This is a genomic window from Nocardia mexicana NBRC 108244 (genome assembly GCF_001613165.1).
Classification (GTDB): Bacteria; Actinomycetota; Actinomycetes; order Mycobacteriales; family Mycobacteriaceae; genus Nocardia; species Nocardia mexicana.
In genome coordinates this window covers 50,269-72,810 of record NZ_BDBV01000020.1, presented here as the reverse complement: position 1 = coordinate 72,810, position 22,542 = coordinate 50,269, and the positions used below count along the sequence as shown (strand labels likewise).

Annotated in this window: 15 protein-coding genes; 6 read left to right on the top strand and 9 right to left on the bottom strand. The window is 69.8% G+C overall.

Annotation, left to right across the window (positions count from 1 at the left end; translation table 11 throughout):
- Positions 1-214: 214 nt before the first annotated feature.
- Positions 215-763: a TetR/AcrR family transcriptional regulator gene (locus NM1_RS07460; RefSeq protein ID WP_084519250.1), complete on the bottom strand. Its 549-nt coding sequence runs from the start codon at positions 761-763 to the stop codon at positions 215-217.
- Between the two features lie 94 nt (positions 764-857).
- Here NM1_RS07460 and NM1_RS07455 point away from each other — a divergent pair, with 94 nt between their 5' ends.
- The gene (locus tag NM1_RS07455) at positions 858-1,571 is read left to right on the top strand and encodes an SDR family NAD(P)-dependent oxidoreductase (RefSeq protein ID WP_068015554.1); all 714 of its coding nucleotides are present in this window, start codon (positions 858-860) and stop codon (positions 1,569-1,571) included.
- Positions 1,572-1,778: 207 nt separating this feature from the next.
- On the opposite strand, the gene NM1_RS07450 is transcribed toward NM1_RS07455, so the two are convergent.
- The gene (locus NM1_RS07450) at positions 1,779-2,363 is read right to left on the bottom strand and encodes a TetR/AcrR family transcriptional regulator (protein WP_068015541.1); all 585 of its coding nucleotides are present in this window, start codon (positions 2,361-2,363) and stop codon (positions 1,779-1,781) included.
- A gap of 177 nt (positions 2,364-2,540) precedes the next feature.
- Between NM1_RS07450 and NM1_RS07445 the strand changes: the two genes are divergently transcribed.
- The 4 genes from NM1_RS07445 (at position 2,541) to NM1_RS07430 (ending at position 4,259) form a co-directional block, all read left to right on the top strand.
- A complete protein-coding gene (locus tag NM1_RS07445) occupies positions 2,541-2,924 on the top strand; it encodes a VOC family protein (protein WP_068015539.1) in 384 nt (127 codons plus the stop codon).
- A 36-nt stretch (positions 2,925-2,960) separates the two neighbouring features.
- Complete coding sequence (locus tag NM1_RS07440) at positions 2,961-3,341, top strand: acyl-CoA thioesterase (RefSeq protein ID WP_068015538.1); 381 nt, start codon at positions 2,961-2,963, stop codon at positions 3,339-3,341.
- A 128-nt stretch (positions 3,342-3,469) separates the two neighbouring features.
- Positions 3,470-3,715 (top strand): hypothetical protein, encoded by a 246-nt coding sequence (locus tag NM1_RS07435; RefSeq protein ID WP_068015536.1) that lies wholly within the window; start codon positions 3,470-3,472, stop codon positions 3,713-3,715.
- 55 nt (positions 3,716-3,770) lie between these two features.
- Positions 3,771-4,259: a Uma2 family endonuclease gene (locus tag NM1_RS07430; RefSeq protein WP_169814211.1), complete on the top strand. Its 489-nt coding sequence runs from the start codon at positions 3,771-3,773 to the stop codon at positions 4,257-4,259.
- A gap of 70 nt (positions 4,260-4,329) precedes the next feature.
- On the opposite strand, the gene dnaG is transcribed toward NM1_RS07430, so the two are convergent.
- From dnaG to NM1_RS07410, 4 genes are all read right to left on the bottom strand, one after another.
- On the bottom strand, positions 4,330-6,222 hold the full coding sequence (gene dnaG / locus NM1_RS07425) for a DNA primase (protein WP_068015619.1): 1,893 nt from the start codon (positions 6,220-6,222) through the stop codon (positions 4,330-4,332).
- A gap of 96 nt (positions 6,223-6,318) precedes the next feature.
- On the bottom strand, positions 6,319-7,575 hold the full coding sequence (locus tag NM1_RS07420; protein WP_068015531.1) for a deoxyguanosinetriphosphate triphosphohydrolase: 1,257 nt from the start codon (positions 7,573-7,575) through the stop codon (positions 6,319-6,321).
- A 90-nt stretch (positions 7,576-7,665) separates the two neighbouring features.
- The gene (locus tag NM1_RS07415) at positions 7,666-8,364 is read right to left on the bottom strand and encodes a YdcF family protein (RefSeq protein WP_068015616.1); all 699 of its coding nucleotides are present in this window, start codon (positions 8,362-8,364) and stop codon (positions 7,666-7,668) included.
- Between the two features lie 68 nt (positions 8,365-8,432).
- On the bottom strand, positions 8,433-9,110 hold the full coding sequence (locus NM1_RS07410; protein WP_068015612.1) for an MBL fold metallo-hydrolase: 678 nt from the start codon (positions 9,108-9,110) through the stop codon (positions 8,433-8,435).
- A gap of 124 nt (positions 9,111-9,234) precedes the next feature.
- Between NM1_RS07410 and NM1_RS07405 the strand changes: the two genes are divergently transcribed.
- Positions 9,235-9,960 (top strand): DUF899 domain-containing protein, encoded by a 726-nt coding sequence (locus NM1_RS07405; RefSeq protein ID WP_068015609.1) that lies wholly within the window; start codon positions 9,235-9,237, stop codon positions 9,958-9,960.
- Here NM1_RS07405 and NM1_RS07400 read toward each other — a convergent pair.
- From NM1_RS07400 to NM1_RS07390, 3 genes are all read right to left on the bottom strand, one after another.
- Entirely contained in the window at positions 9,957-10,316 is a 360-nt protein-coding gene (locus tag NM1_RS07400; RefSeq protein ID WP_147288860.1) for a hypothetical protein, read from the bottom strand. The genes NM1_RS07405 and NM1_RS07400 overlap by 4 nt on opposite strands.
- Positions 10,317-10,528: 212 nt before the next feature.
- Positions 10,529-11,449: an NADP-dependent oxidoreductase gene (locus NM1_RS07395; RefSeq protein WP_068015526.1), complete on the bottom strand. Its 921-nt coding sequence runs from the start codon at positions 11,447-11,449 to the stop codon at positions 10,529-10,531.
- Between the two features lie 126 nt (positions 11,450-11,575).
- Positions 11,576-22,540: a non-ribosomal peptide synthetase gene (locus NM1_RS07390; protein WP_068015522.1), complete on the bottom strand. Its 10,965-nt coding sequence runs from the start codon at positions 22,538-22,540 to the stop codon at positions 11,576-11,578.
- Between the last annotated feature and the right edge of the window lie 2 nt (positions 22,541-22,542).

Sequence of the window (22,542 nt, the reverse complement as noted above, 5' to 3'; positions counted from 1 at the left end):
CCCAAGACGGCATTTATTGCCACGAAGAATCGAAATGTGACCGCTCAGGCCGGTTTCCTCTATCCACCGTGGCCAAGCACGGCTGGCAGTGCGGTAGCGGGCAGCCGGGTCTGCTCGCGGCGTCCGCGGGCGGACGACGTCGGGCCGCGGAAGCCCGGTGCGCTAACCACATTGGCGCGCGCCCAGTCGGTCAGGTTTCTACCAAAGATCATCGTCACGCTCGCAAACCGTCGAGCACGAAGGGCAGGGCACCCTGCCAGGCGGCCGCCCCGGCGTTCTCGCCGAGCAGGGAGAGTGCCCAAAGCAGGTTCACCACGTCCTGGTCGGTGGCGTCGGGACGGATCGCCCCGGCGCGGCGGGCTCGGTCGAGCACCGCCGAGAAGTGCGTCATTCCCCGCGTGCACGCCTGGGCCAGTTCGGCGGCGGCCGGGTGGTCGCCGGTGAACGCCTCGAGCAGGCCGCGGTCGGCGGTGAGCTGGTTCAGCATGTTCTCGACGAAACCGGTGAAGGCCTGCCACGGATCCGGTTCGGCCGCAGCCTGTTCGGCGAATTCGTCGAGGGCGGTCAGGCGCGGTGGCAGCAGCGCATCAATGAGGGCGTCGCGCGTCGGGAAGTGGTTGTAGAGGGTGCCGATGCTGACCCCGGCCCGCCGCGCGATCTCCTCCAGCGAGCCCGCGAGGCCCTGCTCGGTGAACACACCGGCCGCCTCGTGCAGCAACCGGTCGCGATTGCGGGCGGCGTCGCGGCGCATCGGTCGGGTCACGTCGCTCATCCTACAAAACTTGAGGCACCCCTCAATCTAGTGCTAGCCTCGAGCCAAACTGAGGCACCCCTCAATATTTTCCAAGGAGCTTGATTTGAGCACTCCAACAGCGGTGATCATCGGAGTCGGCCCCGGCCTGGGCATGTCCATGGCCCGCAGATTCGGCCGCGAGGGCTACCGCGTCGCCCTCGTCTCGCGCAGCGCGGACCGCCACCCCGCCTACCTCGCCGACCTCTCCTCGCACGGCATCGACGCCACCGCGCACGCCGCCGACGTCACCGACGCGGACCGCCTGACGGCCGCGTTGTCCGAGATCGCAAGCGGCGGCGATATCGAGTTCGCCTACTACGGCCCCGGCCCGACGCAGCCGATCGTCCCGATCACGGATATCGACGTGGAGATCGCGCAGTCGGCGTTCGACTGGGTCTGGCCCGCCGTGCGGGTCGTCGGGTCCGTACTGCCGGGGATGCTCGATCGCCGCGCCGGCGGGCTGATGTTCGCGGGCGGGCTGTCCAGCGTCCGCCCGATGCCGATGCTCGGCCAACTCGTGCTGCCGGTCGCGGCCCTCCGCAACTACGCCCTCACGCTGCACGCCGCCCTCGCCGACCGCGACGTCTACGCGGGCACCCTCACCATCGGCGGCCTGGTGGAACGCGGCGACATACACGCCATGGTGACCTCGGATCCCGCGAAATTCGGTGCCGCCGAAGGACATACGCTCAACCCCGACGATCTCGCCGATACCGCGTGGGAGATGTACCGCACCCGCGATCGCGCAGAGCAGGTGTTCGACATGCTCGGCTCGTAACCGTCCCCGTCCCGCCGATTCCGTCGGGATCGCACGGGATCTGCCCGGCAGGGGGACGCGACTCCAACACACCGACGGGACGGCTTCAGTACACCGATCGGGGCAGGCCACAGAACGTGCGGCGATGACGGACCCGCCGCCGAAACCGGATGCCGAGTCGACAGGACGAGATTGCGGCGGAGCGCAAAGCCGGTGCCGGAGTGAGGATTACGTGGATAGCGCCGGATTGGGGGTGAGGATGCGGCGCAGGATCGTCTCGATTTCACGGCGAGACGGGGGCTCCCCCCTGGCCATCGTCTGGACGCTGAAGCCGGACATTGCGGCGGACGCCGCGGCGGCGGTGTCCGGATCCGTGTAGTGCAGCAGCGTGTCGTAGCTGAGCCGGGTGTAGCGGTCGGCGATCGGGCGCAGGGCGGGGCGGCGCAGGGCGGCGAGGTAGAGCTCGGACTCCAGGATGTTGTGGCTGCGGTCGTCCTCGACCGAGTGCAGGAACGAATCGGCCAGTGCCGCAACGAGTTCCTCGACCCCGAGCTGTGGACGGGCGGTGCGCCATTCGTCCAGGTAGTGCGCGAAGCGGTCGACGGCCCGCCGCAGCGCCGCCTCGATCAGGTCGTCCTTGGACGCGAAGTGATAGGTCGTCGCACCCAGCGGCATGCCCGCCGCGGCCGCCACCGCGCGATGGGTCAGACCCTCGATCCCCTTGTCGGCGATGACGCGCTCGGTGGCCGCCGCGATCTCCTCGACCCGGGCCCCGGGGTCGCGCCGTCGCCGCGCGGGCTTGTCCGTCGACATGCTCCTCCACTCATCTGGGTTCGCTCCAGCACACTACCGTACATCTGTACAAAATCTTTCGAACCAAACCCCCAGGTCAGTCCGTTGTTCCCGGGCGAGGAGAGATTTTGTACTTGTGTACTTGTACATTTGTACTCTAATCTGGCAAACATCCCGCAATCGACTGGAGGAGTAGTCATGGAGATGCGCCGAGTGAGTCCGCTGATGATCGTTCCGGACACCGCCGCCACGCTGGACTGGTACGCCGAACGTGGCTTCGACGTGGTGCGCGATATCGCGCCCGACGACCTGCACCTGATCGTCAAGGACGGTGAGGCGTTCGCGCAGGTGATGGGAGCGGGCGAGGCGCACAGCTTCCTGCCCGCCAAGGCGGACACCCCGACCGGAACCATGTCGGGCTGGCTGTATCTCAACCTGGACGACGCCGCCGCCTTCATCGATTCGGTCATCGACCGCGTCGAGGTGGTCAAGGACGAGAAGTTCGACTTCGGGCGCGTCCTGTACTTCCGCGACCTCAACGGCTACACCATCGGCGTCAACCAGATCCAGCCCCTCGGTTGATCTCTCGCGACGAGGGCGCCCGCTACCCTCACCCGCATGGGGTTCACGCATCAGATCCGAGTTCGGTACGGCGACTGCGATATGCAGGGAGTCGTGTTCAACGCCAACTACTTTGCGTTCGTCGACGACACGATCGACATGTGGCTGCAGGATGCGCTGGGCGAGGGCTATCTCGACGGCTTCGACTATTCGGTCAAGAAGGCGGCCATGGAGTGGTCGTCGCCGGCGCGGCTGCGCGAGGTGGTCGAACTGACGCCGGAGGTGACGCGCTGGGGGCGTACGTCTTTCGATGTGGCGGTGCGGCTGGCGGTCGGGGATCGAGCGGTGGGCCGGGCGGAACTGGTCCTGATCAGCATCGCGCACGACACCTACGAGCCGACACCGGTGCCCGAGCAGGTGCGCGAGGCGCTGGGCTGAGCGCAAGTTGTCGGACCCTTCTGGCAACGTGAGCCCCACGCCGCGGCAGGACCCGGCCCGGATCGACAGCCCGCCCGGGCGTCGGGCAGGATGTACGGCGCGGACAGCGACCGGGAGGAGCCCAAGGAATGCTGCGGTTGATCATCGGCCTCGCAGCCGGATACGTGCTCGGGACCAAGGCCGGGCGAGCTCGCTACGAGCAGATCAGCAAGACCACCCGCGCCATCACCGCCAGCCCGGTCACCCGCAAGGTCCTGCAGGTCAGTCGACAGAAGCTGTCGGACAAGCTGAACACCCAGCCCAAGCTTGAGCCGATGGAGCCACTCGACGAGCGCACCACAGTCATGGTTCCGCAGGATCAGCTGCGGCGCTGAAGATGTCCTTGAGGCACACTGGGAACGACATCAGATGCTCGACTCGGGAGGCGACATGAGCCTACACAGCGAACTCGTAGAACTTGCCGCTGACATCGAGGTACCCGAGGGTTTCCGGGCAGACGCCAAGGGGGATGTGATCGTCGTGTCGCCGCAACGACCCGAGCACTGGCAGATCATTCTCGACACCTGCATCCGACTGCACTCCCCTGAACTCCGCACCACCTCCGACGTCAAGATCCCAGGCACTGGCGAGAACGCCAAGGCCCCGGATGTGGGCGTCTTTCCCAAGGAAGCCGAACTTCACGCCTCCAACGCTCTGGCATTCGTAGAGGTCGTATCGCCCAGCAGCCGGGAAACCGACTACCTGGACAAGAGCGGGATCTATGCCGATGCTGGCGTACCGGAGTACCTGATCGTCGACCCGGACCGCGAAAGCTGGACCTTGAACACCGAACCCGCCGACGGTAACTACCAGCACACGGTCACCAAGCCGATCACCACGCCGGTCACCATCGCCGGAGTGCAGGTCGAGTTCGAGTAACTGGTCCTGTCAGCCGACGGCGAAGTCGCCGTAGTCGCTCATGGCCTGCGCCAGCAAACCCCTTGCGGTACTAGCTGACCGCGCCCATGGCCTGGGCGAGGAGGCTTTTGCGGTATTGCTCCAGGGCGACCAGGTCGCCGAACAGTGCCATGTAGGCGTCGGGCTGTTCGGTGGAGGAGACGCGCTGGAGCTTGGACTTCAGCTCGGCGATCTGGCGGCCCACCCAGGACTCCTGGGTGCGGGCCAGCACTCCCGTGACGAAACGCTGGATGTCGTCGACCGACTTCACCGGGAGCGGCTCGGCGGACAGTTCCGACACCAGGGCGCGCAGCGTCAGATCGTCGGTGTGGTCGGCGACCCGGGTCACCCATTCCGAGCCACCCAGCCCGGCCGCGGTGCCACCCGCCTCGGCGATCGCGGCCCGCACGGCGATATAGGCCGGGTGCGTGAACGCCTCCGGCTCCAGCGAGTCGAACATCGGTCCGGCCAGCGCCGGATACTGCAGCGCGGCCGCCAGCACCTGCCGCTGCGGCAGCAGTACCGGATCGTTCGGGCTTGGGCGGGCGGCCGGATGCTCGGAAACCGTTGCGGCGGGCTCGGGTTCGCGGCCAGGGGCACCCTTGCGGGGACCGCGGCGCGCGGCATCACCCACACGGCGCACCACCAGCTGGATATCGTCCCAGCCGACCCAACCGGCCAGCTTGGTCGCATACGCCTTGCGCAGCGCGTTGTCCTTGATCTGCGCCACCACCGGCACCGCCCGGCGCAGCGCCTCCACCTGACCCTCCGGGGTGTCCAGGTTGTGGTCGGCGAGCAGGCCGCGAATCACGAACTCGTACAACGGCACTCGCCGCGCCACCAGGTCGCGGACCGAGCCGTCGCCGGAGCGCTGGCGCAGCTCGCACGGGTCCTGGCCGTCGGGGGCGACTGCGATGTAGGTCTGCCCGGCCAGCTTCTGATCCCCGGAGAACGCCTTCAGCGCCGCCGCCTGACCGGCCTCGTCACCGTCGAAGGTGTAGATGATCTCGCCGCGCCAGAAGTTGTCGTCCATCAGCAGTCGGCGCAGCACAGACAGATGCTCGTCGCCGAATGCGGTGCCGCAGGAGGCGACGGCGGTCTTCACGCCCGCCAGGTGCATCGCCATCACGTCGGTGTAGCCCTCGACCACGACCGCCTGGTGACTCTTCGCGATCTCCCGCTTGGCCAGGTCCAGGCCGAACAGCACCTGAGACTTCTTGTACAGCATCGTTTCCGGCGTATTGATGTACTTCGCCGTCATCTGGTCGTCGTCGAACAACCGCCGCGCGCCGAAGCCGATGATGTCGCCGCCCAGGTTGCGGATCGGCCACAGCAGCCGCCGGTGGAATCGGTCGATCGGGCCGTGGCGGCCCGGCTTCGCGAGCCCGGCGGCCTCCAGCTCCTTGACGTCGAATCCCTTGCGCAGCAGATGTTTCGTGAGGCTGTCCCACCCGGCGGGCGCGAAGCCGCAGCCGAACTGCCGGGCGGCATTGCCGTCGAAGTTGCGGTCGGTGAGGTACTTGCGGGCGGCCTCGGCCCCCGGCTCGTTGAGCTGCGCGGCGTAGAACTCGTGCGCGGCGGCGTTGGCGGCGACCAGGCGCGAGCGGGTGCCGCGGTCGCGCTGCACCGAGGTGCCGCCGCCCTCGTAGTTGATCTGGTAGCCGATCCGGTCGGCCATCTGCTCGACGGCCTCGACGAACCCCACGTGATCGATCTTCTGCAGGAATGCGAAGACGTCGCCGCTCTCGCCGCAGCCGAAGCAGTGGAAATGATTGTGGTTGGGGCGCACGTGGAACGACGGCGACTTCTCGTCGTGGAACGGGCACAGCCCCTTCATCGAATCCGCACCGGCACGCTTGAGCGAGACGTACTCGCCGACGATGTCCTCGATGCGCACGCGTTCACGTATTGCCGCGATGTCGCGATCAGGGAGTCGTCCGGCCACGATCACCGAGTGTAGCCGCGCGCTCGGCGTGTCTCCGACCCGGACGGCGCACCGCGATCGTGATCAGCGGGCATCCGAGTCCGCGCCGCCGCCGCGTCAGGCGATAGCCGCCGCGACCCGTTCCAGGCGGCTCTCGGTGTAGGAGGCGATCTGGTCGACGATCACCCGGACGCGGGCGGTGTCGTCGCCGGCCGCCTCCCACCAGGGCAGCAGCAGCGCATCGAGGCTCCGCGGCGCGGATTCCAGCAGGTGCCCGGCGACCAGCAGGATGCGTTCGCGCTGGGCGGCCTGGCGCTTGTTGTGCTCCGGATCCGACATCACATACCGCAGCGCGACCGTCTTTAGCATCGCCACCTCCGCGGCGACGATGCGCGGCACCTCCAGGTCGGCGGCGTAGCGCGACAGCCGCCGCCCGCCCCAGGTCTCCCGGGTCGCCTCCACCGCCGCGGTCGCGAACCGCCCGACCAGGTCGCTGGTCAGGCGCTTCAACTCCACCGAGGCGCGCAGGGTGCCGTCGTATCCGGCGGCCGCCGCGATCACCGGGAGTTCCGACAGGCGCTCGGCCGCGCCGATCAGCTCGTCCAGGGTCAGCGTGCGGTGCTGCGCCTGGCCCAGCTCGGCCAGGGCCGCCTGCTCGGCCGGATCGGCGAGGGCGCGCAGGTCGATGCGGCCCGCGATCACGCCGTCCTCGACGTCGTGCACGGAATAGGCGACATCGTCGGACCAGTCCATGACCTGCGACTCCAGGCTCTGCCGCCGCACCGGGGCGCCCTTGCGCACCCAGTCCAGGCGCGGCAGGTCCACCTCGTACGCGCCGAACTTCGAGTTCGAAGCCGTTCTGCCCCAGGGGTATTTGACCGTCGCGTCCAGCGCGGCCCGGGTGAGGTTCAGGCCGAAGCTCTCCCCCGCATCGTCGAACACCTTCGGCTCCAGGCGGGTGAGGATGCGCAGGTTCTGGGCGTTGCCCTCGAATCCGCCGTGCGCGTCGGCGAACTGGTCGAGCGCGCGTTCGCCGTTGTGGCCGTAGGGCGGATGGCCGATATCGTGGGCCAGCCCGGCCAGATCCACCAGGTCCGGGTCGCAGCCGAGGCCCTCGGCGATGCTGCGGCCGATCTGCGCCACCTCGAGCGAGTGAGTGAGCCGGGTGCGCGGGGTGTCACCGTCGCGCGGGCCCATCACCTGGGTCTTGTCGGCGAGGCGGCGCAGCGCGGCCGAATGCAGCACGCGCGCCCGATCGCGGGCGAAGTCGGAGCGACGCGCGGGAGCCGGAGACCAGCGCAGTCCGGCCGTGGAGGTCACCTCCGGCACCATCCGCTCCCGGTCCGGGCCGGCGTAGGCCTCTTCTGTGCTCATGCTGCGCCCTCCGACGCCCGAGCGGGGACCTGCGCGGTCACGCTCCGCTGCCGCCGACCGCTCATGCTCTATCCTCCGCAGGCACGAAACTCACTGTTCCGCAGTGTATTTGAAGTCGGAGGAGAAGTGGGTGAGGTGGTACCACAGCAGTGCCGCGGTCTCGCGGGCGATGCCGTGCAGCTGTGATTCGCGCGTGTAGACGGCCGGGCCGGTGCGGGTCGGCGCGGTCCACGCCTCCAGATCCTGGTCGCGGGTCATGGTGCGGGTGCGCAGCGAATGCCACGGATCGCTGACCAGCACCGCCGACGACAGGTCGCGCTCATGCATCGCGTCCGCGACGGCCTCGATGCTCTGCAGCGTGTCCGACCCGGACTCCACCGCCAGGATCTGACCCCCCGGGACGCCGTGGTCCTCCAGGTAGGTCTTGCCCGCGGCGGCCTCGGTGTAGTTGTCGCCGACGCGTTTGCCGCCGACGGTGATCACCATCGGCGCCACGCCGCGTTCGAACAGCTTGTGCGCCTGCTCGAGCCGGGCCTGGAACACCGACGAGGGGGTGCCGTTGTACTGCGCGGCGCCCAGCACCACGATCGCGTCCGCGCTCGAATAGTCGTCGATGCGCGCGACCTGCCACACCCGCACGGCGGTGCCTCCGACCAGCACGATCGCCATCAGCACGGTGCCCAGGACCAGCCGGCGCGCCCACCGCAGCGCGCCGGATCCACCCCGGCGCGAGGTCGGCGCGGGGGTGGTGGGACGCGTGGGGGCGGGACGGGTGGGGGCCGATGGCATCCCACGAGTCTGCCAGCGCTCGGTCACGCCGAGGTTGCGGAGCGACCGCCACGGCATCCAGCGCTTTTTCACCAACCGCGGCGACGCCACTCCGCCAGCTGCGGGCGTTCGGCGCCGAGTGTGGTGTCGTCGCCGTGGCCGGGGTAGACGGCCGTGTCGTCGCCGTAGCGGCCGAACAGCCGGTCGGTGACATCGGCGTACAGCGAGTCGAAATCCTGCGGCGACCAGGTCTTGCCCACGCCGCCGGGGAACAGCGAGTCGCCGGTGAACAGGTGGGTGCGCCCGGCGCCGTCGGTGAGGGCCAGCGCCACCGAGCCCGGCGTGTGGCCGCGCAGGTGGATCACCGCCAGCGCCAGATCGCCGATCTGCACGGTGTCACCGTCGGCCAGCAGCCGGTCGGGACGGACCGGGAGCGGGGCGGAATCCAGTTCGTGGGCAGCGGTCGGGACGCCGGATTCGGCGGCCACCTTGGCCAATGCCTGCCAGTGGTCGGGATGCTGATGCGTGGTGACGATCAGCCGCACCTGCCCCGACGCCTCCTGGCCGAGCAGCTCGAGAATCCGGTCCGGCTCGTTGGCCGCGTCGATCAGCAGCGCCGCGCCGGTGGCGGTGTCCTGCACCAGATAGCAGTTGTTGTCCATCGGGCCGACCGACATCTTCACGATGCGCGCACCCGGCACCTCGCGCTGCTGCGGGGCGGAGCCCTGCGAGACATGGCCCGTGTAGGGGGTTTCGATCGCGATCACCTGCCCGATCGTAGCGCGCGGCACCACGGCCACTGCACGATCCCGCGGCTCCGCCGATGATGAGTTCCCGCCGGGCGCCGAGTCCTTATTCGTGGATCCGTCCATTCCGAGTGAGGAGTACACGATGAATCGTCCGGCCGTGGTGTCTCGGGACGAGTGGCTGACCGCGCGCAAGCGGTTGCTCGCCGAGGAGAAGGAGGTCACCCGCAGCATGGATGCGCTGGCCGAGCGGCGGCGCGCACTGCCGATGGTGAAGATCGACAAGGATTACGTATTCGAGTGCGCCACCGGCAAAGTCGGCCTGGCGGAGCTGTTCGAGGGCCGCCGTCAGCTCGTCGTCTACCACATGATGTGGCGCTGGGACCTCGATGCGGGCTGTCCCAGCTGTGCGCTGCTGCTCGACAACGTCGGCCCCGTCGTCCATCTCAATGCCGTGGACACCACCTTCGCGGCGGTGTCGCGCGGGCCGTGGGACACCCTCGCGCGCTACCGGGAGCGGATGGGGTGGGCGTTCCCCATGTACTCCTCGCACGGCAGCGATTTCAACTACGACTTCCACGTCACCATGGACGAATCCGTGGCGCCGGTGGAGTACAACTACCTGACCAAGGCCGAGCTGCTCGACCGCGAACTGCCCTGGTTCGTCGACGGTGAGCAGCCCGGCACCAGCGTGTTCTGGCGCGACGACAACGACGATGTGTTCCACACGTTCTCGTCCTTCGCCCGCGGTGGCGACGTCCTCATCGGCACCCACAACTATCTCGACCTCACCCCGCTGGGCCGCGGGATGCATGTCGGCGAGCGGGTGCATCGGGATCGCTACGCCGCACCGGCGGTGCACTGCCACTAGGACCGGCGCGCCGCCGCCGATTCCCCGGAATGGCGGCGGCGCAACCACATTCGGCCGAACCGGCAACGGACGTCGGGAATCAGCAGCAGCGGCAGGATCACCAGGCCCACCGCGACGATCAGCCAGGTGTAGGCGTAACTTGCCGTCTCCACAACGATATTCACCGCGACGACGAGCACGCACGGCACCGCCACCAGGACGAACAGCGCGGTGTAACCCCAGGCGCGGGATTGCACGGCGGTGACGGCCGCGGCACCGCACAGCACCACGCCGCACAGCGCCACCATCGCGACGCGAAATTCGAACAGCCACCCGAGCCGGTCCCGGACGGTGCGCGCAGAGTCCCGCGGGATCACCACTACTCCCTAGCCGTAACTCACGCCGCATCGCGCGGATCCCCCCGCGCAGCACCAACTTTGGAAAACACAATAATGCGACCGCACGATTTCGGCATCCCCTGGCCGCAATTCGCAGCGCCGGAGGTTTCGCGCACCCCCTGCGTGTTCTCGCACCCCCTGCAGGCGTCGAAAGCGGTGCGCGAGCTCGCAGGGGGTGCGCGAGCTGGGGCTCAGGGATGCAGGACGATCTTGCCGCGGATGTGGCCCCGTTCGAGCTCGCGGTAGGCCTCGCGAACCTGGGTGAGGGGGTAGGTGGCGGCGATGGGGATGTCGAGGGTGCCCGCGGCGGCGAGGTCCGCCAGCTCGGCGACCACGTCGATGGTGTCGGCGGCGGCATTGCCCTCGGCCTTGACGCCGTACTTCGCCACGGCCGGGAAATCGACCACGGTGTCGATGCGGTCGGGATGCACGCCCAGCTCGATCGCCAGGTCGACGTACCCGGAGCCGTAGAGATCGATGAAGGCGTCGATGCCGTCGGGCGCGACCGCCCGGATCCGCTCGGCGAGCCGATCGCCGTAGGACACCGGCACCACCCCCAGCGACCGCAGCCACTCGTGGTTGTCGGCGCCCGCGATCCCGATCACCGTCGCGCCGCGCGCCCGAAGGAGTTGCACCGCAACCGAACCCACTCCCCCGGCGGCCGCCGACACCGCGACCGTATCGCCCTCCCCGGCCGCCACCGCCCGCACCGCCGCGAACGCCGTCGTCCCCGCCACGAACAGCGAACCCGCGACATCCCAGGACAGCCCGGCCGGTTTGGGCGCCACCTGTTCGGCGGACACCACCACGTGTGTGGCGTGGGCAGCCCGATTGTGGGTGAAACCGACCACCTCGGCACCGACCGCGATCCCGCTCACGCCCGCCCCGACCGCGGCGATGCGGCCCGCGAAATCGCTGCCCTGACCGGACGGGAACGTGGCCGGGAAGATGTCGTGCAGCGCGCCGCTGCGGATCTTGCCCTCGCCCGGATTGACCGCGGCCGCGACCACGGCGACGACCACCTCGCCCGGCCCGGGTACCGGATCGGGGACCTCCACCACGTTCAGCACATCGACATCGCCGTACCGATCGAACCTGACCGCCTGCGCCATGGGCTGCACCTTCCTGTCCGGGCGTCTCGTGGGACCGAACAGCAGACCTGGCAAGGATAATTCCCGCACGCCGATCGCGGAGTGCGCATGCGCTCTACCGGCCCGTGTTCGGCACAATCCCGGCCCTCAGTCGCGTCGGCGCAGGTACTCCGCGAGAATCGGGCCGATCACCTCCAGCGCCTCGGGGGTGGTGAGCTGGTTGTGGCCGAACTCGACCTGGTGGGCGCTGATCTCCCCGGTTACGAACGGGCGCCAGCTCGCGGCGTTGGATTCGGCGTCGCGGGGCTCGGCGTCGCGGGACTCGCGGTCACGGGAATTGGGGCCGCCAGGCTCGCGGTCGCGGGACTCAGAGTCGCCGGGCTCGGGGTCGCGGGTGTCCGGTTGTTCTGCGTCGCGGTGGTCGGTGGAGGTGAAGAACAGGAGGTCGCCGTCGAATGTCTCCGGGCGGTGGGCGGTGGTCTGCTCGGCCAGGTGCCGGAAGTCACGGTAGAGGTGGTCGAGGTCGGCCGCGGTGAGGGCGCCGAACAGGCCGCCCGCCCGCGCCAGCAGACCGGCCGCATCCTCGGAGGTCAGCTCGGCGTCGTCCGCGACCGTCACGCCGCCGAACTCGGCGAGCAGTTGCGCGGGTGTCGGCATCCGGTCGTCGGTGATCTCGGTGGTCGCGACCGCGCCCGCCCGGCTGTCGAGCATCACCAGCGCCGCTACGGCCGCGCCGCGCCGCTGCAGTTCCACCGCGATCGCCTGGGCGATCGGACCGCCCGCCGAATAGCCCAGCAGCACATAGGGTCCGCGCGGATGGACCCGGAGGATCTCCTGGGTGTATCGGACCGCGAGATCGCGCACGGTCCGGTCGCCGCCGCCGTCGGTGATGCCCGGCGACTGCAGGCCGTAGACCGGGTGGCCCTCGAGGTAGCGCACGAAACCCGGGTAGCACCAGGCGAGTCCGATGGCAGGGTGCACGCAGAAGACCGGCGGCCGCGTCCCTTCGGTACGCAGCGGCAACAGCACCCGCAGCGCCGGATCCAGCTCGGGCTGGTCGTTCAGGTCGCCGAGCCGGGCGGCGAGGGCAGCGGGGGTGGGATCGGAGAACATCCAGTGCACCGGCACGGCGATACCCGTGCGCTCCCGGATGTGGGCGACCAGCCGGATCGCGACCATCGAATTACCGCCGAGGTCGAAGAAGTTGTCGTCGGTCCCGATATCGGCGACGCCCAGCACGGCGCCGAACCCGGACACCACGACGCGCTCGAGTTCGGTCTGCGGGGCGCGGTATTTCCGGTGTGCGGCGGCGAGATCGGGCACCGGGAGGGCACTCCGATCCAGCTTGCCGTTGGGGGTGCGCGGGAGGGTCTCCAGCGCAATGATCGCCGCGGGGACCATGTAGGACGGAAGCCGTTGTGCTACAGATTGTTTGAGCGCAGCCGTGTCGATTCTTCCGGTGCGTGGCATCGCATGGGAGCCGTTTTCGGGCGATGGGACCGCCGTAGCGGTACCGACCTGCCCGGCCGACCGCATCGACGACCCATCGTCCGCTGATTCCCGCAACAGTGCGGGTTTCCGCTCGTCGTTCGCACCCTCGGGCTCGTCTAGTGCCGTCGCCGGAACCACGTAGGCGACGAGCATCGGGCCGTGTCGCTGGTCTTCGCGGATGAGCGCAACCGCCTGTGCCACAGTGGGCTCCGTCGTCAGGGCTGCTTCGATGTCGCCGAGTTCGATGCGCAGTCCGCGCAGTTTCACCTGGTGGTCCGTGCGGCCGAGGAATTCCAGCTCGCCGCCGCGCCAGCGCACCAGATCACCCGTGCGGTACATGCGTTCTCCCGGTTTCCCGTACGGGTCGGGCACGAACGACGCCGCCGTGCGCGCGGACATGCCGAAATATCCTCGGGCCATGCCGATTCCGGAGAGATAGAGCTCGCCCACCATGCCGTCGGGCACCAGTCGCAGCCGATCGTCGAGGGCCCGCGCGCGCACGCCGGGCGCGGGTGTCCCGATCGTCACCGGCGCACCCGGCCGCAACGGCCCCGAACCCGTTGCCCAGATTGTGGTTTCGGTGGGGCCGTAGTCGTTGTAGTACCGGCGGTCGCCCACCGCCCAGTTCGCGACGAGGTCGGGCGGGCAGGGTTCGCCTCCCGTGATGACCACGCGCACGGTGTCGACGGCCTCCGGGCGCAGCGTGGACAGTACCGACGGCGTGCAGGCGATGTGGGTGATCCGTTCGCGCACCACCAATTCCGTGAGCGGTTCGCCCGCGAACACCGACGGTGGCGCGATCACCAGGCATCCACCCGCCGACACGGCCAGCAACAGTTCCAGTACCGCGGCGTCGAAACTCGGTGAGGCGACGTGCAATACCCGGGAATCTGCGGTGAGGGTGTTGCGTTCGCGTTGTGCCACCGCGAGATTCGCCAGCCCGGCGTGCGTGACGACGACACCCTTCGGTGCTCCGGTGGACCCGGAAGTGAACAGCACGTACGCCGGGTTGCCGGGGCGGACTTCGTGCCCGGGCAGCATTCGTCGCGGGTCACTTGTCCCGACTCGCCCTGCCGCCGCCGGGTCGGTGAAACCGGCTCGCTCGTCTGCGTTCTCGGATCGGGGACGTGGCAGCCCGGGGTGGGAATCGCCGCCGCCTGTCTGCCTCGCACTCGAGAACGGCGCGAAATCGGCGTTCTCGGGATCGTCGAGCACCAACCACCGCACCGCACCCGGGAATCGGTCATGCTGGGACCGAACCGTCAGGCCGATCCGCACCCCCGAGACGTCGAGTATGCGGGCGATCCGCTCCGGCGGGTATGCCGGATCGACCGGTACGAAGGCGGCGCCGCTCTTGGTGACGGCCCACACCGCCAGCACGGATTCGATCGAGCGCGGGATACCGACGGCGACGAGCGTTTCGGGTCCCGCTCCGGCACGGATCAGCCACTGCGCCAGGCGATCCGAGAGCACATCCAGTTGCCGGTAGGTGAGCTTGTCGCGTCCGCACACCACCGCGGTGCCGTCGGGGTTCGCGGCCACGGCGTCGGCCAGCAGTTCACTCAGCACGCAGGGCGCCGCGGCCGCCGGTGCCGTGCGCATCAGCAGTTCGGCGCGCTCGGCGGCGTCGAGGATCCCGATATCGCCCACCGGCCGGGCGGGGTCGTCGGTGACGGAGCCGAGGATGCGCCGCAGTCGACGGCTGAGCAGCCGTGCCGTCGGCTCGTCGAAAAGGTCTGTGGCATAGCCGATCCGCAGCTCCCAGCCCGAGTCCACGCCGATCACGGTCACGGTGAGGTCGAATCGGCTGCTGGTCTGGTCGAGATCGAGGGGCCGCGCGGTGAGGCCGGGCAGCGTGAATTCGATCGGCGCCAGATTCTGGAAGATCAGCATCACCTGCACGAGCGGATGCCGTGCCACCGAACGCGCCGGGGCCAGCACCTCCACCAGCCGTTCGAACGGCAGATCGGCGTTGGAGAAGGCGTCGAGATCGATGCGCCGGACCCGGTCCAGCAGGCTGCCGAAGCCCTCCGCGGGGCGAATTCCGGTGCGCAGCACCAGGGTATTGACGAACATGCCCACCACGTCGTCGAGCGCGGGCTCGCCGCGGCCCGCGACGGGGGTGCCGATCGCGATGTCGGCCGCGCCACCGGTGCGGGCCAGCAGCACCGCGAGCGCGGCGTGCAGCACCATGAACGGCGTCGCATGATGGCGGTGAGCCAGATCCTCCACGCGCGCAACCAGATCGGAATCCACACCGAAGCGCACCTCGTCCGCCCGATACGACGGCCGGGGCGGTCGCGGGCGATCCGACGGCAGGGCCACGTGGTCGGGCAGATCCGCGAGCGTCCGGCTCCAGAACCGGTGCTGGCGGCCGATCAGCGAATCCGGATCGTCCTCCTTGCCGAGCCGGGCCCGCTGCCACAGCGCATAGTCGCCGTACTGCACCGGCAACGGCCGCCACCCGGGCGCCTCCCCTCGCAGACGTGCCTCGTAGGCGGTGGCGACATCACGAGCCAGCGGCCCCATCGAGAAGCCATCGGTGGCGATGTGGTGAATGACCACCGCGATCACGTGCTCGGTGGTGGATTCGGCTGTGGCGCTGCCGGACTCGACAAGGACACCATCGGACTCAGCGACGGGACCGTCGGGCTCGGCGGCGCCACCTGGTCCCGAAACGGTCCTGACGGAATCGGCGGCGGTGTTCGGTGATTCGGCGTCGGGGCCGTCGACCTCGGTGACGTGGAAGAGGCGGACTCGGACCGGTACGGCGGCGGTGACGTCGAAGCCGGTTTCGATAGTGCCGCGGATTGCGTCGTGTAGTTGGTCCGGGGTGACGGGTATCGGATCCAGTTCCGGCACAACGGTGTCCGCGGGGAGGATGTGCTGGCGGCCCGTGCCGCCGTGATCCGGGTACACCGTGCGGAGCGTCTCGTGGCGGTCGATGACATCGCGCAGCGCGGTCCGCAGCGCCGCACGGTCGAGAGTTCCTGTGAGCCGCAGCACGACCGGGATGTTGTAGGCGGGTGAGGCCGGGTCGTAGCGGTTGACGAACCACATTCGCTGCTGTGCCGGTGACAGCGGCACCGGCTCCGGTCGCGGGCCCGGACGCAACAGCAGAGGTGCGCTGTCGTGACCGCGCTCGTCGAGCCACCGCGCCAGGTCGGCGACGACCGGCGTCTCGAACAGCGCGCGCACCGGCACCTCGGTGTGCAGCGCGGCACCGAGCCGGGCGGCGACCTGCGTCGCCGACAGCGAATCGCCGCCGAGGGCGAAGAAGTCGTCGCGGGCGCCGACACGGTCGTTGTGCAGCAGCCGCCCGACGACCTCGGCGACGATGCGCGCGGTCCCGGTCGGCTCCACGTATTCGGTCTCCGGCAATTCGGGTTCCGGCAGGGCCCGCAGGTCCACCTTGCCGCTGGCGGTCCGCGGCAGCTCCGGCAGCACCCGGATCGAGCTCGGCACCATGTAGCGCGGCAGACGATCCGCCGCCCAGGCGGTGAGCTCGGCGGCCGTCGGCGGATGCTGCGGTCTGGCAACGACATAGGCGCACAGCACCGCCGCTCCCGTGCGGGCGGGACGCGAGACGGTCACCGCGGCGGCGACGCCCGGATGCGCCGTCAGCACCGCGTCGATCTCCGCGGGCTCGATGCGCACTCCGCGCACCTTCACCTGAGAATCACTGCGCCCCAGGTACTCCAGCATCGGCTCGCGTCCCGCCTCGCACGTCCAGCGCACCAGATCGCCGGTGCGATACATGCGGCCACCGGTCGCGCCCGGGTCCGCGACGAACCGGCTCGCCGACAGTCCCGGCCGCCCGCCGTATCCGCGTGCCAGCCCCGGCCCGCGCACGTACAGCTCGCCGACCACGCCCGAGCGCACCGGCCGCAGCCAGCGGTCCAGCACGGCCAGGTGCACGCCCGGCACCGGCGCGCCGAGCGCGGCCGTGGTCGCGGAGGTCATGGCGCCGGTGAACGTCACGGCGACGGTGGTCTCGGCGGGCCCGTAGGAGTTCACGAGCAGCCGGTCGCGGCCGACGCGGTCCACCAGCGCGGGCGGGCAGGCGTCGCCGCCGGTCACTACGACCTCGAGCCCGGCCAGGGCCTCATCGCGCAGCGTCGCCAGCACGGCCGGCGTCGAAAACACATGCGTGGCACCGCTGCCGACCAACTGCGCGGCCAACTCGTCACCGGCGTGCGTCTCCGGCGGCGCAACCACCACCGTGGCCCCTGCCGCAAAAGCCCCCAGCCACACCAGAATCGAAGCATCGAACCCGGGATTGTGACAATGCAACACCCGCGCCCCAGCCTCGATCCGACACCGATCCCGCGCCCCCGCAGCCAGATTCGCCAATCCCCGATGCGTCACCACAACCCCCTTCGGGGTCCCCGTAGAGCCCGAGGTGAACACGATGTACGCGGGATGATCGGGCCGCAGCACGCCGCGCCGCTCGGTAGCTTCGGCAGCTGAGGAGCCCACAACGGTGTCACCGGGTTCCGACATGCCGTCTCGCGCATCGCCGAGCAGCGTCCATGCGATTCCTTCCGGCAGGCGGGAGCGCAGGGATGCGGTTGTGATGCCCAGTACGGCACCACTTTCCGTGGCTATTGTGGCGATGCGTGCTGCGGGGGCGGTGACGTCGAGCAGGACGAAGGCGGCGCCGGTTTTGGCGACCGACCAGGCCGCGACGAGCCAGGCTGCCGAGCGTGGCAGGGCGATGAGGACTGCCGATTCGGGGGCCGCGCCGAGGTGGATCAGGTGGCGTGCCAGGCGGTTCGACAGGGCGTCGAGTTCGCCGTAGGTCAGCTCACCGTCGACACCGACGACAGCGGTCGCGGCCGGGTCGATGTTCCGGGTCAGCAGGTCAGGCAGGGTGAGCGCGGGAGAACCCGCAGGGCCCTGCCAGACACCGCAATTCGCGGGTGGATCTCCGGCGAGCAGCCGGGCTGTCCGCTGATCCGGGTCGCGCACCAGCCCTGTCAGCACCGTCCCCAGCCGGTCGGCGATCGACTCGGCGTCGACCGCGTCGAAGTACTGCGGCGAATAGGTGACGACGAGCCGGAGGCCGCCGCTCGCGTAGGCCGCCAACGACAGCGGATAGTGGGTTCCATTGCGCCAGTGGATGTCCGTGACCTCGATCGCGGTCCGTCCGATGGCGGCCGACAGGGCGGTCTCGTCCACCGGATAGGACTCGAACACCGTCGTGGTGTCGAACAGCGGGCCGATACCGGTCGCCGCCTGGATCTCGTCCAGTCCGAGCACATGCCGGTCGGCCAGCGCACCCTGTTCCCGCTGCACGCGGGTCAGCAGGGACCCGGCGGATTCGGCCGGGTCCAGCGCCACCCGGACCGGAATCGTGTTCACCAGCATCCCGACCAGGCGTTCAGCGCCGGGCAGTTCGGGCGGGCGGCCCGACACCGTGGCGCCGAACACCACGTCGCCGGATCCCGTCAGGTCGGCGAGCAGCACAGCCCACGCCACCTGCACGAGGGTATTCGCGGTGAGCTCGCGTGCCGCCGCGAACCGCCGGACCTGGTCCGAGAATCCCTCCGGCAGCGGCACTTCCACATCGACGAAGGCCGCCGCGGCGGTTCCGCGCGACGCGCGCGGCGCCGCCAGAGTGGGCCCGGACATCCCCTCCAGCGCCCGCGCCCAGGCCGACCGCGCGGCCTCCGCGTCGTGTCCGGACAGCCATTCCAGATAGCGGCGATAGGGCACCGGGTCGGCGAATCCCGCGTCGTCGCCGCCGGTTTCGTAGAGCGCGATGAGCTCGCCGAACAGCAGCGGCATCGACCAGCCGTCCAGGATCAGGTGGTGGTTCGTGATCACCAGCCGGAATCTCCCCGGTCCGCGCTCGAGGCACAGGAAGCGGATCAGCGGCGGGCGGTCCACCGCGAACGGCTCCCGCAACTCGGCCGCGGCCATCGCCTCCGTGTCGGCGTCGGAAGGCAGCCGGACGTGCCGCCACGGCACCTCCACCTGCGAAACGATCAGTTGCACAGCCGAATCGGACGACGGGACGAAGGCGGCCCGCAGCACGTCGTGCCGCCGCACCAGCGCCGCGGCGGCCGCGGCCAGCCGGTCCGGATCGAGGTCGCCGGACAGGTCGATCACCGCCTGCACGGCATAGTGGTCCGGCCCGCCCTCGGTCAGGCGCGCATGGAACCACAGGCCCCGCTGCAACGGAGCCAGTGACCACACGTCATCGATCCCGGCATACCGCCGCTCCCAGGCCTCTCGCTGTTCCGGCGATACTTCGGCCAACGGCCCGCCTACGGCCCGGACATCCACATCCTCCGGCCGTTCGGCGACTATCGCGAGCGCGGCAGGCGTCCGGTGGTCGAATACGTCGCGCGCCGAGAAGACGTACCCGGCCTGCCGAGCGCGGGCGACGAGCCGGATGGCCTGCACCGAGTCCCCGCCCAGCGCGAAGAACGACGAGTCCGGGCCGGTGCCCTCGGTATCCAGCACCTCGTCGAACAGGGAGCACAGGGCATCCTCGACGGCCGTGGCTGCCCGCCGGACCGGTTGCCCGGCAACAGGTTCCGGCAACGCCGCGCGATCGATCTTGCCGTTCACCGTCAACGGCAGCGCCTCCAGCACGGTGACCGTCGCCGGGACCATATAGGGCGGGAGCCGGAGCGCGAGGTGCTCGAGCAGGTCCGCCTCGGTAACCGCCGTCCCGGCGACCGGGACCACGTAGGCGGCCAGCGCCGACCCCGCGGGCGCCGATCTCGCCACCGTCACGGCGATCTCCACCGCCGGATGCTCGGCGAGCACCCCATCGATCTCACCGAGTTCGATCCGCACACCGCGCAACTTGACCTGGAAGTCGCTGCGTCCCACGTATTCGAGCACGCTGCCGCCGGCCGAATGCCCGTTGCTCCAGCGCACCAGATCGCCGGTGCGGTACATCCGGCCGCCGGGCGGGCCGTACGGCGCGGCCACGAATCGCTCCGCCGACAGTCCCGCCCGCCCCGCGTATCCGCGCGCCAGGCCCTCCCCCAGCACATACAGCTCGCCCACAACGCCTTTCGGCACCGGCCGCAGCCAGCGGTCGAGCACCATCAGCGCCGCGCCGGGCACGGGGTTTCCCAACCCCGCTGCCGTGCCCGTCGCCAACGCGCCGGTGAAGGTGGCCGCGACCGTAGTCTCGGTGGGCCCGTACGAATTCAGCAGTGTGCGCCCGGTTCCGAAGCGCGCCACCAGTTCCGGCGGGCACGGCTCGCCACCGGACGAGACGGCCCGCACGCCGTCCAAGGCACCGGGAGGCAGCGACGCCAGCACGGCAGGGGTCGAACACAGCTGCGTCACATCGTATTCGCGGATCTGCCTCGCCAGCTCCTCCCCGACCACCGGATCCCCCTGCGCGATGACGAGTGTCGCCCCGGACGCGAAGGCCATCAGCCATTCCAGCACGGCCGCATCGAAACTCGGATTCAAGCACTGCAGCACCCGAGCCCCGGGCCGCACCCCATACGAATCCACCACCGCCGCAACAAGCCCCGCCAATCCCCGATGCGTGACCACAACACCCTTCGGCACCCCGGTCGACCCGGAGGTGAACACGATGTACGCCGGATTGTCGACACGCGGATCGACGTGGCCGACCACATCCGCATCGCGATCACGCGACTTCGCGGAGGATCGGTACGGGGCATTCGTCGCGGCATCGCCCGCCGCCCCGCGGCCCCGTCCGCCCTCACGGTGAACAGGACCGCGACCGCGCCAAGTCGGCACCGTATCGCCCGCGTATTCCGAGACGTCAGCCGATTCCGAATCGACTGCCGGAGCCGAGCCACCGATCTGCCCCGAGCCGATCGCCGATGCCGGAGCGGCATCTTCCTTCCGCTCCCTCATCGGCCTCCCGGACTCGTCGAGCACGACCCAAGACAGCACATCGGGCATACCGGAAGCGACCGCCGCGCTGGTTATCCCGAGCCGAGCACCACACTCCCCCGCTATGCGCGCCAATCGCTCGGGCGGCATCGCGGGCCCGACAGGTACATACGCCGCGCCGGTTTTGGCCACCGCCCAGAGCGCGACCGTCGCCGCCACAGACCGCGGCATGGCCACCAGCACCGCCGACTCCGGTCCGGCGCCGCGGCCGGTCAGCAAGTGCGACAGGCGGTCCGATGCCTCGTCCAGCTGCCGGTAGGTCATGGTCCGCTCGCCGCAGACCACCGCGGGCGCATGCGAACCTGCCAGTCGGCGACCGGCCGAGAGGATCTCGGGCAGCAGCCGCGGCGGCGGCGCGGGCGCACCGCGCAGACCGACGGTGAGCAGCGCCTCGTCCATCGTGAAGTAGTCGAGGTCGGCGACCGGGGTGTCCGGCTGGGCCGCCAGCAGCGACTCGAAGACGGTCAGGAACCGCCGGTGATGGCGCGACAGCGAATCCCCGTCGTACAGGCGGGGATTGGCCGCGAAGTCCACATGGATCGGCGCACCGTCTCCGTGCTGGTAGAAGTTCACGAACAGGTCCTCGATGGGACCGGAGGTGACCACGTGCAGCTCCGAGTCCAGGCCCTCGAAATCGATGGCACCCGGGAACATCATGACATTGATGACCGGCCCGACGATCCCGCGTCCGAAGTCCGGCGCCCCGCCGCTGCCGATGTCCTCGTAACGGAATCGCTGGTGGCGCAGCGCCCCCGAGGCCGCCAGCCGCACCGCCTCCAGCACCTCGCCCACGGTCGCGTTGCGGCGCACCGGAATCCGCAGCGGCACGATATTGGCCACCATGCCGCCGGAGCGGCGCAGCAGCGCCGTGGTCCGCCCGGACACCGCCAGGCTCAGCACGACATCCTCACTCGCGGTGAGGCGTCCGTAGTAGAGCGCGACGGCCGCCATCACCAGCGCCGCCGACCCGGTCTCCAATCGGTCCGCCGCCGCGGCCAGCCGCGCCGCGACCCGGTCGGGCAGCTCGTAGCGGTGTTCGCGGGCGAGCGCGCACGCCGGGGCGGTCGCCGAGACCAGGCTGCAGCGGCTCGGCATGCCCGCAGTATGCGCCCGCCAGTACTCGGCGTCGGTGCCGAACCGGCTCGAATCCCGGTACGCCACTTCCGATTCGTGCACCTCCAGCAGCGACGACGCCTTTCCCGGCGGCGTCGGTTCGCCCCGCATCCGCGCGTTGTACAGCTCGGCGACCCGGTAGAGCATGGTCATCGAGCCGAATCCGTCGAGGAGGATGTGGTGCACCCGCGTGTACCAGAGGTAGCGCTGCTCCTCGACGCGGATCACCATCGACAGCCCGAGCCCGTCGCCCAGCAGATCCACCGGCGCCGCGACGTCCGCGCGCATCCACTCCAGCGCCGCCGCCACCGGATCCGGCCGGTCCCGCAGGTCCAGATACTCCACGGCCGGTTCGACGGCGGGATCGACGATCTGCTGGGGCACACCGTCGATCTCGGCCAATCGCAGGACGCCGGAACCGAATTCCCGGGCGGCGACGATGGCGGCATGACGCAGCGCCGCGAAGTCGAGGCGCCCGCGCATATCGATGTACTGGGCCTCCGACAGCGGCACGGCCGGATCCAACTGCTGGGCGTACCACAGCCCGAGCTGCGCGGGCGACAGCGGAAACACCGCGACCGACGCGGAATGCGAAACATCTACGGACATGA

Excerpts from the sequence above, each read along its gene's own strand:
- NM1_RS07405 (WP_068015609.1), top strand. The coding sequence starts at position 9,235 with ATGAATCGTCCGGCCGTGGTGTCTCGGGACGAGTGGCTGACCGCGCGC.
- NM1_RS07445 (WP_068015539.1), top strand. The coding sequence starts at position 2,541 with ATGGAGATGCGCCGAGTGAGTCCGCTGATGATCGTTCCGGACACCGCC.
- NM1_RS07415 (WP_068015616.1), bottom strand. The coding sequence starts at position 8,364 with ATGCCATCGGCCCCCACCCGTCCCGCCCCCACGCGTCCCACCACCCCC.
- NM1_RS07420 (WP_068015531.1), bottom strand. The coding sequence starts at position 7,575 with ATGAGCACAGAAGAGGCCTACGCCGGCCCGGACCGGGAGCGGATGGTG.
- NM1_RS07435 (WP_068015536.1), top strand. The coding sequence starts at position 3,470 with ATGCTGCGGTTGATCATCGGCCTCGCAGCCGGATACGTGCTCGGGACC.
- NM1_RS07440 (WP_068015538.1), top strand. The coding sequence starts at position 2,961 with ATGGGGTTCACGCATCAGATCCGAGTTCGGTACGGCGACTGCGATATG.
- NM1_RS07390 (WP_068015522.1), bottom strand. The coding sequence starts at position 22,540 with ATGTCCGTAGATGTTTCGCATTCCGCGTCGGTCGCGGTGTTTCCGCTG.
- NM1_RS07450 (WP_068015541.1), bottom strand. The coding sequence starts at position 2,363 with ATGTCGACGGACAAGCCCGCGCGGCGACGGCGCGACCCCGGGGCCCGG.
- NM1_RS07395 (WP_068015526.1), bottom strand. The coding sequence starts at position 11,449 with ATGGCGCAGGCGGTCAGGTTCGATCGGTACGGCGATGTCGATGTGCTG.
- NM1_RS07430 (WP_169814211.1), top strand. The coding sequence starts at position 3,771 with ATGAGCCTACACAGCGAACTCGTAGAACTTGCCGCTGACATCGAGGTA.